The organism is Carboxylicivirga linearis, assembly GCF_018271995.1.
Taxonomy (GTDB): Bacteria; Bacteroidota; Bacteroidia; order Bacteroidales; family Marinilabiliaceae; genus Carboxylicivirga; species Carboxylicivirga linearis.
Genome location: NZ_JAGUCO010000023.1, coordinates 40,455 through 52,866, shown reverse-complemented (window position 1 = coordinate 52,866; position 12,412 = coordinate 40,455). Strand labels below are relative to the sequence as shown.

The 12,412-nt window shown below is 36.3% G+C and carries 12 protein-coding genes; 7 read left to right on the top strand and 5 right to left on the bottom strand.

Annotation, left to right across the window (positions count from 1 at the left end):
• Window positions 1-5 precede the first annotated feature (5 nt).
• Window positions 6-2,021 carry an NAD-dependent DNA ligase LigA gene (ligA, locus tag KEM10_RS19365; protein WP_244826042.1) on the bottom strand — a complete coding sequence of 672 codons (2,016 nt, stop codon included), beginning with the start codon at window positions 2,019-2,021 and terminating at the stop codon, window positions 6-8.
• Between the two features lie 245 nt (window positions 2,022-2,266).
• On the opposite strand from ligA, the gene KEM10_RS19360 reads away from it, so the two are divergent.
• Window positions 2,267-3,487 carry a cation:proton antiporter domain-containing protein gene (locus KEM10_RS19360; protein WP_212218326.1) on the top strand — a complete coding sequence of 407 codons (1,221 nt, stop codon included), beginning with the start codon at window positions 2,267-2,269 and terminating at the stop codon, window positions 3,485-3,487.
• A 243-nt stretch (window positions 3,488-3,730) separates the two neighbouring features.
• Here the strand turns inward: KEM10_RS19360 and KEM10_RS19355 are convergent, their stop codons facing one another.
• Entirely contained in the window at window positions 3,731-4,294 is a 564-nt protein-coding gene (locus KEM10_RS19355) for a hypothetical protein (RefSeq protein WP_212218323.1), read from the bottom strand.
• A gap of 386 nt (window positions 4,295-4,680) precedes the next feature.
• Between KEM10_RS19355 and KEM10_RS19350 the strand changes: the two genes are divergently transcribed.
• The gene (locus KEM10_RS19350) at window positions 4,681-5,064 is read left to right on the top strand and encodes an HU family DNA-binding protein (protein WP_212218320.1); all 384 of its coding nucleotides are present in this window, start codon (window positions 4,681-4,683) and stop codon (window positions 5,062-5,064) included.
• A 68-nt stretch (window positions 5,065-5,132) separates the two neighbouring features.
• Here the strand turns inward: KEM10_RS19350 and KEM10_RS19345 are convergent, their stop codons facing one another.
• Both KEM10_RS19345 and KEM10_RS19340 read right to left on the bottom strand, forming a co-directional pair.
• Window positions 5,133-6,746 (bottom strand): dipeptidase, encoded by a 1,614-nt coding sequence (locus tag KEM10_RS19345; protein WP_212218316.1) that lies wholly within the window; start codon window positions 6,744-6,746, stop codon window positions 5,133-5,135.
• A gap of 161 nt (window positions 6,747-6,907) precedes the next feature.
• A complete protein-coding gene (locus tag KEM10_RS19340; protein ID WP_212218313.1) occupies window positions 6,908-7,288 on the bottom strand; it encodes a DUF1987 domain-containing protein in 381 nt (126 codons plus the stop codon).
• A 339-nt stretch (window positions 7,289-7,627) separates the two neighbouring features.
• Between KEM10_RS19340 and KEM10_RS19335 the strand changes: the two genes are divergently transcribed.
• The 5 genes from KEM10_RS19335 (at window position 7,628) to KEM10_RS19315 (ending at window position 10,541) form a co-directional block, all read left to right on the top strand.
• On the top strand, window positions 7,628-8,047 hold the full coding sequence (locus tag KEM10_RS19335) for a hypothetical protein (RefSeq protein WP_212218310.1): 420 nt from the start codon (window positions 7,628-7,630) through the stop codon (window positions 8,045-8,047).
• A gap of 37 nt (window positions 8,048-8,084) precedes the next feature.
• On the top strand, window positions 8,085-8,891 hold the full coding sequence (locus KEM10_RS19330) for a hypothetical protein (RefSeq protein ID WP_212218307.1): 807 nt from the start codon (window positions 8,085-8,087) through the stop codon (window positions 8,889-8,891).
• A gap of 72 nt (window positions 8,892-8,963) precedes the next feature.
• A complete protein-coding gene (locus KEM10_RS19325; protein WP_212218304.1) occupies window positions 8,964-9,314 on the top strand; it encodes a DUF6686 family protein in 351 nt (116 codons plus the stop codon).
• A 203-nt stretch (window positions 9,315-9,517) separates the two neighbouring features.
• On the top strand, window positions 9,518-10,021 hold the full coding sequence (locus tag KEM10_RS19320) for a flavodoxin (RefSeq protein WP_212218301.1): 504 nt from the start codon (window positions 9,518-9,520) through the stop codon (window positions 10,019-10,021).
• 178 nt (window positions 10,022-10,199) lie between these two features.
• Complete coding sequence (locus KEM10_RS19315) at window positions 10,200-10,541, top strand: DUF2023 family protein (protein WP_212218298.1); 342 nt, start codon at window positions 10,200-10,202, stop codon at window positions 10,539-10,541.
• Between the two features lie 7 nt (window positions 10,542-10,548).
• Here KEM10_RS19315 and KEM10_RS19310 read toward each other — a convergent pair whose 3' ends face one another.
• A complete protein-coding gene (locus KEM10_RS19310; protein WP_212218295.1) occupies window positions 10,549-12,402 on the bottom strand; it encodes an efflux RND transporter periplasmic adaptor subunit in 1,854 nt (617 codons plus the stop codon).
• Between the last annotated feature and the right edge of the window lie 10 nt (window positions 12,403-12,412).

The window sequence follows — 12,412 nt, the reverse complement described above, 5'->3', positions numbered from 1 at the left end:
TAGGTTTACTCAATCATTGATTTAAAATCATCTTCCGATATAATTTTAACTCCCAGTTTTTCGGCTTTAGCTAATTTACTAGGTCCTATTTTATCTCCGGCTACAAGATAGCTTGTTTTTGATGAAACTCCACTGAGGTTTTTACCACCATTTTTTTCGATCAATGACTTTAATTCATCGCGAGAAAAACTGGTAAAGCTTCCACTTACCACAAACGACATCCCTTCAAGTTTATCAGAGTGGGTGGCGGTTTCCTCTTCTGATAATTGAAACTGTAAGCCTGCTTTTTGAAGCTTATCAATTAAAGTTTGGTTGTGTTCTTCTCCAAAATAGCCAATAACGCTGCTTGCAATTCTATCTCCAATTTCATCCACTTCAGTCAATTCCTCTTGTGTTGCTTTCATCAGAGCATCAATGTTTTTAAAAGCAGAAGCTAGTTTTTTGGCCACTGTTTCACCAACATAGCGAATTCCTAAAGCAAACAAAACGCGAGCAAAATTTACTTGTTTCGATGCTTCTAAGCCGTCCAGAATATTCTGAGCTGATTTTTCACCCATTCGATCTAATGTCATTAATTGCATAGGGTGAAGTGTATACAAATCAGCCACATCGTTAATCATATGGTTTTTATAAAGCAAATCAATGGTTTCGGTTCCAATGCCGTCGATATTCATAGCTTTACGAGCGATAAAATGCTCAACACGCCCTTTTACCTGTGGTGGACAAGTGGCCGCATTGGGGCAATAATGAGCAGCTTCTCCTTTAATTCTGATTAGTTCACTTCCACACTCGGGACAGTTTTTGATAAACTCAACTTTAGCCGCTTCTGCAGATCGTGCCTCCTCATCAACCCCAACAATTTTAGGAATGATCTCGCCGCCTTTTTCAACGTATACCATATCACCCAAATGCAAATCCAACGATGCTATGATATCGGAGTTATGTAACGAGGCTCTTTTAACGGTTGTGCCGGCCAGAAAAACCGGATCGAGATTGGCTACCGGAGTAACGGCACCTGTTCGTCCAACCTGAAAAGTTACCTCGTTGAGTTTAGTATATCCCTGTTCGGCTTTAAACTTATAGGAGATGGCCCAGCGTGGAGATTTAGCAGTAAAGCCCAACCTTCGCTGTTGGTCGAGACTATTTACTTTTAATACAATGCCATCAATGTCAAATGGAAGGTTATGACGTTCTTCGTCCCAATGATGAATAAAGTCCATTACATCTTTAATGCTTGTGCACAACTGGATGTAAGGAGGTATTTTAAAACCCCAACTACTGGCTTTTTCCAGGTTTTCTTTGTGAAACTGGCTTGGGAGTTCTTCGCCCAGCATATAATATAAAAAGCAATCCAAGGGGCGTTTGGCTACCAATGCACTGTTTTGCATTTTCAGCGATCCAGAGGCTGCATTTCGTGGATTGGCAAAAGGTGTTTCTCCTGCTTTTTCTCGTTGCTCATTTAAATGTGCAAATCCTTTATGAGGCAAGAAAATTTCACCACGTATCTCAAAACTGGCAGGATAATCACCTTTAAGTTTTAATGGAATACTTCTAATTGTTTTTACATTGGCGGTAACATCATCCCCCTGAACTCCATCACCCCGCGTAACACCCCGAACCAATAAACCATTTTCATAAGTCAGGCCAATGGCAGTACCATCGTATTTTAATTCACATACAATTTCAAATTCCTCATCGGGCAATTGCTTGGCTACTCTTTTATAAAAGTCCTGAATTTCTTCTTCGGAATAGGTGTTGCCGAGTGAAAGCATTGGGTAAACGTGTTTTACCTGCTCAAAATCTTTGTTTAAGTCACTTCCAACACGTTGAGTAGGGCTGTTGGGATCGGCAAATTCAGGGTGCTGTTTTTCCAGATCTGTCAATCGGTGCATTTTCTGATCGAACTCAAAATCAGAAATGCTGGGTTCGTTTAAAACGTAATATTTATAATTGTGTTTATCAAGCTCTTCGCGGAGCTGATTAATTTCCTTTTCTATATCTGTCATCTTCTTTACTGTCATCTCTTGCGTTCAAAACAAAAATACAATTTTTGCGATAATAAAGTCCGAAACAAGTGGAAAGTAACAAGGATAAAGGTTAAAATCTAAAGTCAAAAAGTAAAAGTCAAAAAGTAAAAGTCAAAAAGTAAAAGTCAAAATTCTAAAGGTAAAAGTCAAAAAAGGTTAGGGTATTAATGGTTAATGGGAAATTGATAATTGACTCGTTGATTTATTGAATTATCTTTGCACCACTAAACACATCCATCATGTTAATCGACTTCGCTCTAATTATTCTGGTTGCTCTTTTATTGAATTACGTATTTACCCTGGTGAAACTTCCCGGAATACTAGGTATGATTTTTACAGGTATTTTATTGGGACCAAGTGTTTTTGATTTGGTTAATCCTGAAGTGGCCACTTTTTTGCAAGAATTTAAAACGGTAGCTTTAATTGTAATTTTGATTCGTGCCGGGCTGGGTATTAATAAACAAACATTGCATAAAGTTGGGCGACCGGCTATTAATATGAGTTTTATACCGGGCGTGCTGGAAGGTACAACAGTGATGCTGATTGCCCATTATGTTTTGGGATTCTCATTTATTGAGGGAGGAATATTAGGCTTTATCATTGCTGCTGTTTCACCGGCGGTAGTTGTTCCGGCAATGCTCGATTTAAAAGATAAAGGTTACGGTCAAAAAAAGGAAGTTCCTACTTTGGTGCTGGCCGGAGCATCGGTTGATGATGTTTTTGCGATAACCATCTTTGGTGTATTTACCGGATTGGCAGCGGGTAATGCTATTGATTACGGACACATTTTTTGGAGTGTGCCGGTAGGTATAGCTTTAGGAGCCTTGTTAGGAGCTTTAATCGGTTTGGCACTGGTGGTATTCTTTAAAAAATATCATATCAGGGACACTAAAAAGGTAATTATCTTTATGATTGTAGCCGTGGTATTTTACGAATTTACAGAATGGGAAACCTTAAAAGAATTTGTTCCTTTAGCCGGTTTGCTTGGTATTATGGCCATTGGGTTTATGATTTTAGAGAAATACAATAAGCTGGCCAATCGTTTATCTGTTAAGTTTAATAAGGTATGGGTTTTGGCCGAAATATTATTGTTTGTTTATATAGGTACAGAAGTACAAATATCGCAGTTAAACGCTTCGTTGATAGGTATCGGATTATTGATATTACTGCTGGGCTTAACCGCTCGAAGCATTGGGGTTTGGCTATCCTTAATAGGGTCTGACTTAAATACCAAAGAACGTATATTTAGTGTAATCGCCTATTTGCCTAAAGCAACGGTGCAGGCAGCCATTGGTGCAGTTCCTTTAACTTTAATCGGTGAAGGTAAACTGGGAGATGTAACAACCGGAACCGGGCAAACTATTTTGGCATTGGCTGTTTTAAGTATTGTGGTTACGGCACCCATCGGAGCTATTGGAATTAAGTTATTTGGTCCCCATTTATTAGAGAAGTCAGAGTAGAGACAAGGTTATCGCCTAAAAAAAATAATTGATACAACATTCTATTTTATCCTCAGATTACTAAGATTAAAAAGATTTTGAGTTCCCGATGCGGAACAATTTGTGATAATTGGTGTAATCCTTGGATTTTTATTTTAAAACAAATTTCACTGAGAATAGTGATTACTCTGATTACGGTCAAAAAAAATCCCGTAATAAGCAATAATATCTTAGTACGGGAGATTCTTTTGTTTGAGCAACAGATTATTTTTCAGCAATCAAATTATCAATATTATTTATTGCTTTTTCTTGTATCATTTTTTCTATTTCTTCATCTGTTTCGAAAAGAGTAACACGTCTGTAATCCTCCGAAAGGAAATCGTAATTACGGTACACCGCATTTTTGGCTGTTGATCCGTTTGACAATAACTGACCGTAGTTAAGGTCAAAACCATTGATCGAATTTTTCGATTCGTGTTGTAGGTTTTTAAAAGTTAGTTCAATGCCATTGTTGTAGTTTACCTCTAACTGATAATTAATATAACCGTTAAAATTGTACGCTACTTCAAAAGGATTATTGCTTAATGTTATTGGAATTCGACCTTCGATAATTACAATATTCTCTTCGTTACACTGTGCACAAACCGATGCATTGGTTTTTGTAAGCAGCGACAAAGTAAGGTTGTTAACCGTTTCTTTTATTTCGTTCTGATTATTTAATTTAATTTCTTTCGAATAGATTAATGCATCCTGTGCTTTCAAAGGAGTTAAAAAAGCTAAGGCAATTATTGCCAATAGACTAAGTTTACTATTAATTGTTTTTTTCATTTGTGTTAGATTATTTGTTTTTCCTCATATACACAAATGTATGAAGCCAACATGAAGTTAATTTAAGTTGAAACTAAACGAAAAGTTAAGCTTTTACTCACGCTTTAAGTAAATGTTAATTGTATTTCCGGTATGAGTTTTTTTATTCATTCCATATAGACGAAAATTTTCATCAAGGAGAAAATAAATTTTAATCAAGATGAAAAATTTGCTGCATCAAGATGAAAATGTTCTGATTTTATTTTTGAGTACAATTTTGTAAGGGATGGTCTTTAGTTATTGATAACAGTATTTGGATTATGGTTTATAAATAATTATTTTCGAAAACGATCAATAATTCTAATTATAAATAGTTATAATATTTGTAACCCTATAAAATCTAGCGTATGTTAAAGTATAAATTGATAGAAAGAGGTAATCCCAGAGATCCTGCTGCGGCTAAAAAAGTTTATGCATCACCTGTGTTATCCGGTAAAAAAGGATTGAAAGCAATTAGTGTAGATATTGTTGAAAAATCGTCGTTAACCAGGGGTGATGTAAATAATACATTAGACAATCTTGTGGATCAGATTCCTAAATATTTGTTGGATGGTAATTCTGTTAGCTTAGGCGATTTAGGAACACTTCGAATGTCATTTAGCAGCGAGAGGGTTGATTCGGCCACGGATTTTAATGCCTCAATGATTAAGAATATAAAAATCATTTTTACGCTAGGTAAAGATCTTAAAAAGAAATTAGCTGATGCTAGTTTTGAAAAGGCTTCGATATAAAGATTGATTACTATTAATACCTAAAAGCTCCCCATTAATAGTTTCCCGGGGGAGCTTTTTGTTTTTACTTAAAATCCCATACCAAATCGTCCCCAGTAGTAATCTTCCAGATCTTTCCATCGGTGAATGGTAGCTCCGGTAAAATCAAAGGTATAACGGTTTAGTAGTTCCTGAGCTTCTTCTTTTTTACCTTCTTTTAAGAGCTTAATAACTTTTTGTTCCAGTATACTGCCCTCTTCAAGTCCTTTATTTTCGAAATGGGCTACCTCTTTTAGCATGGCTTCTTTGGTTTCTTGCCAGGCCAGTGTAGCCAGTTTATTGGCTTTACGGTATTTCCAAATGGTAGCATCTTCGCGGTAACGTTTTTGACCGCAATAGTTAAAGCTTTCGGGTAATTGGGTTGTTCCGGCATAAATAGGAATACGTGGACTTTGGCCCGGATTATCAAACGATAGCCAGGCAACACCACCAATCTCATCTGGTAGCCAGTCACGCAATTGTATAATCTCGGAATAGGAACACCACGACACCGCAACGGTACGCTGATAGGTTACAGCCGTACTATCTAAATAGTTTAAAGTATTTCGGGCAGCTCCCGTTGGCCATGGATTAGCAATGGATGATTTAATTGTATCCTGACTAATAACCTTTCCATCATCATCTTTTTTCTTTTTGATGACATTAATATTTTGAGTCATATCGTATTCGGTGCCTTCGTAGGTTTGGCGATACAAAGCCATTATGTCCTGCACACTTACAGGTTCATCGGGTTTAACCGAGAAAGGAAGTTCATCAGCATCGTAACTAAGGTTTAGTGAAGGAGCTAAGGAGCTAAGGATAAAGAATTCGCGAATGTTAAATGGTTTCTCATTATCGCCATAGGCTTTCCAGAATTTAAATGGTTTTTTACCGTCCCATCTTCCTAATTTCTTAGCTACCTTATATACATTCTCTGAAGCCATGAAATGATCTTTATCTTTCAGGTTCAGTTCTCCAATTCGCGAGATATTAGCCGATACTCCTACATGACCTTCCGGAATGCGTTGTGCAGCCCAAACACCTCCAATATTGTCGGGTCCTTCGCCAAATATCTCTAATTGCCACACCTCTTTTTTATCAGCAATGGTTATACATTCGCCCCAATCGCCGTAGCCATACTCTTTTATTAATTCACCAATAAGGTTGATTGCATCACGGGCTGTAGAACAGCGTTGAAGAGCAATGCGTTCCAATTCTTCAATCAGAAACATTCCGTTTTCATTCACCAATTCTTTGGGGCCAACGGTTGTTGTTTCGCCTATAGCCAGTTGTTTTTCATTTAAACAAGGGTAGGCAGTATTTAAAAAAGTAAATGTTTGTTTGGTCTGAGGTATTTGTCCAACCTCTTTAACCTCTCGCATGTCCCAAGGAGTTTCAGTTCTTAATTTTCCTTTAAAAATGGGTGTTGTAGTATCGTTTTCAAAGGTTTCTCCTGCTTCCATGGTCATCCAGGTTCGATATCTTCCATCGCATGTGTGACTGGTTATTACCGATCCGTCGGCACTGGCACCTTTACTAACCATGATGGAGGTGCAGCTTTCTCCAAAATAAGGATCTTTGGTTTGTTCAAAAATATTTTGAGCGTTGATAATAGAACTGAAAAACAAAAGTCCAGTAAAAATACCGGTTAGGTGTATCTTCATTTTAATAATTTTCAGGTTTAAAAGCGCAAAATAGCTATTTTGAGGGGGATTAGTTTAATTTTTATTGTGCTTTTTAAAATGAACATAGAAAAATTAAGGGTAAAAAAAAGACTAAACCCGAAGTGTGGATTTAGTCTTTATATATTCTAAAAAGAGTTTTTCTAATTGTGCTCAACAATATTAATCGGGACATTAATAATAGCCTGATAATCTTCGCCGGCTTCTATCATATCAAAATCATCACTTTCGCAAATCCAATTAATAATTATCTTGCGATTATTATTTAGCAGCGATTCAAATTTTCTAAAAATGTCTAAAAGATAAACCGATGACCGTGTATTAAAATATTCTAATTGAATATTTAGTTCAGTTCTTTCTAGTGGTTCATTGATGTATTCATCAATCCACTGAATAATAGGATCAAATAAGTCAGAACAATTTTCAGGCGTCATTTTGCCTTTGAATTCTATCAAACCATGGTTATAATCCAGCTTGATAAATGGAGTTGTTCGGGTAGGCTCTTTTAATACCGTATTTTTCATTTGTTTTGAACTTTTAATTGAAAATAATATCTCAATTCAAGCAATTAACATTAAATATCGTCTATTTAACTTATAAATGCAAAAGTATAATGGAAAAAATACAAAAGTGTTGTGAAAAATCATTGTTTTTGACTTTGTATTTAGTAATTGTCTTGTTCTGATTACAAAAAAATAGTAATTGTTTATTTTTGTAAATATCACTTTCAGAGTATCTTTAGCTATTGTGTTAGAAAATGTATTTTATTATTGTTTATTTAAGTAATAAAGGTACTTATTTTGCTTGTTATCTTTATTATTATTGTTTAATTGTTTGCTCATGCAAACTCAACAAAAATTAAAATGTACCAACGCGATTTTATTCTTCGAATAATTGAACAAATAGCGCAGTTTATAGCCAAATTATTAAAACTACAGGAAGAGGATAATGCTGACAAAGCATATGATTTTCTAATTAACCAGTCATCAAAGGTAGTGGGGCTTAGCTATGATGAATTTTTGAAAATGAGTTTAGAAGATTTTAAACAGAGTACTAACGAAAAGGATATTACCGATAACTATTTGGATACACTGGGGCGCTATTTTATGACCTCGGCAGATGTTTGTCTTCAAATGAAAAAAGATGAAGAGGCTATTCATCATCTGGAATTAGCTCGCTTTTGTTTTATGGAAGCTGAACAGCGCTTTCAGAGTTTTTCTTTTAACAGGCAAGTGGACTTAGAAAAATTAAATCAATTATATATACGTGTAGGTTTAGTTTAATTTGTCAATTATGTGACTTTAAACTTAACCAATATTTATGAAAACTATAGTAAAAACCTTGTTGGGTCTGTTGACCATCTTTCTTTTTGTTGATTCTGCTGTTGCGCAAGACAAACTAATCAAAAACAATAACGATACAATTACTTGTATTATAAAAGAGATTGGTGATTTAGAAATAAAATATACCAACCCTGAAGTGAGTGAAACCATTTTATTTGGTATCGATAAAGAAGACGTTTCTAAAATAATATTGGCAAACGGAAAAGAAATGGAGTTTAGTTCCGTAATGTTCGATCCGGAGAAATATGCCAATAATAATAAGAACGCACTTAAAGTTAATTTTTTATCTCCTTTGTTTAATAGCCTAAAGCTTAGTTACGAGCGCAGTTTGCAACCCGGAAGAAGTATCGAATTTGAATTAGGTATTATTGGTGTTGGAAATGATATTTATCTAACAGATGAAAAGGGCGTTTGCCTAAAAGTGGGTTATAAATTAATAAAAAGTCCTGACTATTATCTTCGGGGACAGCGATATGCTCATATACTAAAAGGAGCTTATATCCGACCTGAGTTAGCTTTTTCTACTTACTCATACGATTATGAGGTATGGGATTGGGATTATGAAGGAACTACCCGCGAACGCAATACTATGTTTGCTGTTTTGCTCAATTTTGGAAAACAATGGGTGATTGATGATGGCTTTGTTGTGGATACTTTTTTGGGTGTTGGTTATGGTTTTGGTGATGATGATGAATCGTATGGTATGCATAAAGCCTTTATTGGTGGAATAGATGAGTTTCCTATTGCTTTAACCAGTGGTGTGCGAATTGGTTGGTGTTTTTAATTGCATAATCCCCAAAAATAGCGATTGACTGGTGATTTCCTTTTTAGCAATTTCGTTGTAAACATTTTGCTTATGGAAAATATTATTAGTCAAACCTCCAATGGTAAGGTTTTTATTTGTAATAAATGTGATAAGATACATATCGAATTTTATCACTTCTTGTTTTCATTTGATGAAGAAGCTTATGCATTTTTTAAGGACAATATCGCTCAGGTAGATGGCGCATACTACGAGAATGTCAATGCAGGGCTTAATTACCGAAGAAAGATTGTAGTTCCTCTGGGACATAGAAATGTTTCAATGCTTTTAAATCAAAAAGAACTCAACGAACTTAAATTACTTTTATCAACCCGTTGCTATTTAAGTGCAATAAATTGCTTTTTATCGGTGAAGGAAATAGGTATGCCTATTGCTGCTAATTAGCTTAAACTGCTGTATCTCCCTATTTATTAGTAACTATTTTTGGGGATGTATTGATGTTAAGTGGTTTGTTGATAGTTTGTTGTGCTGGGTGTTGGTTTCTTTGAGTTTGATAGAAGGCTGTAAAAGCCCAATTTATAGCGATTGATTGAATCTTTAAGGCTGGTTAGTTTTGTTGGTGAGTTTTTAAATAAAAAATTAACCAGATGAAGCAAATTGCAATACTTTACGGATCGAGCTCGGGTAATACAGAAGCCGTAGCAAGACTTATCAATACTAAACTCGGAAACGAAGCCAAATTAATAGATGTAGCAGCAGTAAATATAGCTGAATTGAAGGGGTTCGAAGCTCTGATACTTGGAACCAGTACCTGGGGCCTAGGAGATTTGCAAGATGATTGGGAAGATTTTATCCCCGAGCTTGAGAAAGTTGATATGAGTGGGAAAACTGTTGCCCTTTTTGGCTTGGGCGATGCTGAGTCGTATCCGGATACATTTGTAGATGGGATGGGTACTATTTATGATTGCATAGTTGAAAAAGGATGCAAGATTGTTGGGCAGGTACCCGCTGTAGATTACCGTTTTGAAGCTTCAACGGCATTAAAAGATAATAGCCTTGTGGGATTGGCTATTGATGAGGATAACGAAAGCGATAAAACAAATGAGCGAATCGAGAGTTGGATTAATTCTATCAAGGATTATCTTAATTAAACGCATCATAATTGTGAATAATCAAACAATTGTTTTGATCGTACTTACTATCCTTTAAGTTAAAGATCAGGTCATTATTTGCTAAGGCAATTATGCTAAGTGTTAGTGTTTTCAATACCTGTCTGGTAGATATTAGCACTTGTGACCTGATCTGTTTTATTTAATTAGCTATTAAATTATGAGAGTATTTTGTCATCATATATATGAATATAAAAAGGGTTTGAGAAACCTTATTTTACATACTATGGCATCTAAAGATGTAGATTTAGCCATTAAAAAATTAGAATCGAATGGAATTGATTATCTGATTCAACCCGTTAGTGTTAATAAGGTAAATATTTATTTTGGTGCCAAAGAATGTGTAGATGTTATCAACTGCTTTTGTCATAAAAGTCTGAATGAATTATCGCCTGAAGAAGATTATATTTTGGGTACTTTGTTAGGCTATAATCAGGTAGTGCAATGTGCCCGTTATTTGAAAAAGAAAGAAGCATCTCCGGCAATCAGAAATGCTTCTTAGTTGAAAATTATTCGTTTTCTGTTTTAGGTTTTCTGTCGTATTTACAGCAGCCTGGAAGTTTATTATAGACCGAATCAGGTGCTTTTGCCATTTCGGTATCGTGACCAACAGCAGCAATCGCTTTATGCACCGTATGAATGTTCAGTGATGGACTGCCCTCAATGGTAATCATCTTGCTTTCTTCATTCCACTCAGCATTATTAACGCTTTCCACTTTTGCAGCTGCTTCTTCAATTCGGTCTTTACACATTCCACAATTGCCAAATACTTTAAAAGTATAGGTCTGACTCTGCGTATTTGCTTTATCGAAATAGTTGCGATCGTAAAGACAGCATTCAGGTAGCTTGTTATATACATCTGCTGAAGCCTTCTCTAGTTCGGTATCATATCCGGCAGCAGCTATTGCCTTGTGGATGGTCGGTAAATCTGTTTTATTAGCCATGTAGCTGACATTAACAATCTTGGTTTCCTTATTCCACTGAGCAGCATGAACCCCTTTAACTCCCTTAGCAGCCGTTTCAATGGTTTCTTTACACATGCCGCAGTTACCAGCTACCTGAAACGAATCTTCTTTCATGTTCATGCTCATATTCATATGATGCATATCGCTTTTTGATGAATTCATCATACTTTGTTTTCCTTCTAATTGAGCGGCTGCATCAATTTTAAATACTCCGTTGGCAGCAATTACTTCACCTACTTTAAGTCCATCAGCCACTATATATGAATCACCAGCCTCTGGCCCCAGCACAATTTCACGATACAGGAAAGTGGGTTGTTCACGGCCTTCTACTTTTACATAGACAACGGCTCTTTTGCCAGTCCAAAGCACAGCCGATTTTGGAATAATTAATGCGTCATCCTTCGATAATTCTGATTCAACATAAGCGGTGACAAACATTCCGGGTTTTAGGTTTCCATCCGGATTATTCACCTCAGCTCTTACATTGGCAACTCTTGTTTGTGGATTCAAAATAGGATCGATAAAACTTACCTTAGCTTCGAAGGTTTTACCCGGTTGCGATTGGGTGTTGAAGCTGATTTTATCACCTTGTACAATCCAAGGAAGGTCAGTTTCATAGGCGTCCAGCTGAATCCAGACCTTACTAAGATCTGTAATCTGAAACATATCTGTCCCTTCTTTCACATAGTCGCCTTTGGCTACTTTTCGTGATGTTACAGTGCCGCTTACAGGCGAAAGAATATTAAAATGAATGATCGGATCACTAGCATTTTCAATCTCACTGATTTGTTGAGGTGTTAAATCCCATGCCAACAATTTGGCTTTGGCAGCTTTGTAAAGCGCCGGATTGGTTTCCTTTAAAGCAGCAGCTTCTATCAATTCGCGCTGTGCACTCACTAATTCCGGTGAATAAATGGTTGCCAAAGCCTGCCCTTTACGTACATTTTGTCCGGTAAAATTGATGTTCAGCTTTTCAATTCTTCCACTAAACCTGGCGGTAAGCTGAGCTATTTTTCTTTCGTCAGGTTCGATCTTACCTTGTAAATATTCTTTCCTGATGGCTTGTTTTTTCACCACTCTCACAGTTTGAATATCGGCCAGTTTTATGGCGGCTTCACTCATGGCAATTTCATTAGGATTTGCATCATCATTGCCTTGCATCGATTTTAAAGGAATCAGATCCATTCCGCAAATGGGGCAGGATCCCGGTTCCTCCTGTTTAATTTGTGGGTGCATCGAACAGGTCCATGTAGTTGATTCTTCAGCATGATTGTGTTGATGTTGCTGCGTTTCTTCTGAATGAGATGGCTTAATGATCCAGCCAATTAGCAGGCCGGCCAACAAAGTGATGAATACCGCTTTGTAATTCGATTTTATATATTGAAATATCTTTTTCATGAAATCATTT

What these genes read in the sequence shown, in the direction of transcription:
- KEM10_RS19310 (WP_212218295.1), bottom strand. Translation starts at nt 12,402, where the DNA reads ATGAAAAAGATATTTCAATATATAAAATCGAATTACAAAGCGGTATTC.
- KEM10_RS19345 (WP_212218316.1), bottom strand. Translation starts at nt 6,746, where the DNA reads ATGAAGATACACCTAACCGGTATTTTTACTGGACTTTTGTTTTTCAGT.
- KEM10_RS19350 (WP_212218320.1), top strand. Translation starts at nt 4,681, where the DNA reads ATGTTAAAGTATAAATTGATAGAAAGAGGTAATCCCAGAGATCCTGCT.
- KEM10_RS19325 (WP_212218304.1), top strand. Translation starts at nt 8,964, where the DNA reads ATGGAAAATATTATTAGTCAAACCTCCAATGGTAAGGTTTTTATTTGT.
- KEM10_RS19360 (WP_212218326.1), top strand. Translation starts at nt 2,267, where the DNA reads ATGTTAATCGACTTCGCTCTAATTATTCTGGTTGCTCTTTTATTGAAT.
- ligA (WP_244826042.1), bottom strand. Translation starts at nt 2,021, where the DNA reads ATGACAGTAAAGAAGATGACAGATATAGAAAAGGAAATTAATCAGCTC.
- KEM10_RS19335 (WP_212218310.1), top strand. Translation starts at nt 7,628, where the DNA reads ATGTACCAACGCGATTTTATTCTTCGAATAATTGAACAAATAGCGCAG.
- KEM10_RS19315 (WP_212218298.1), top strand. Translation starts at nt 10,200, where the DNA reads ATGAGAGTATTTTGTCATCATATATATGAATATAAAAAGGGTTTGAGA.
- KEM10_RS19340 (WP_212218313.1), bottom strand. Translation starts at nt 7,288, where the DNA reads ATGAAAAATACGGTATTAAAAGAGCCTACCCGAACAACTCCATTTATC.
- KEM10_RS19330 (WP_212218307.1), top strand. Translation starts at nt 8,085, where the DNA reads ATGAAAACTATAGTAAAAACCTTGTTGGGTCTGTTGACCATCTTTCTT.
- KEM10_RS19320 (WP_212218301.1), top strand. Translation starts at nt 9,518, where the DNA reads ATGAAGCAAATTGCAATACTTTACGGATCGAGCTCGGGTAATACAGAA.
- KEM10_RS19355 (WP_212218323.1), bottom strand. Translation starts at nt 4,294, where the DNA reads ATGAAAAAAACAATTAATAGTAAACTTAGTCTATTGGCAATAATTGCC.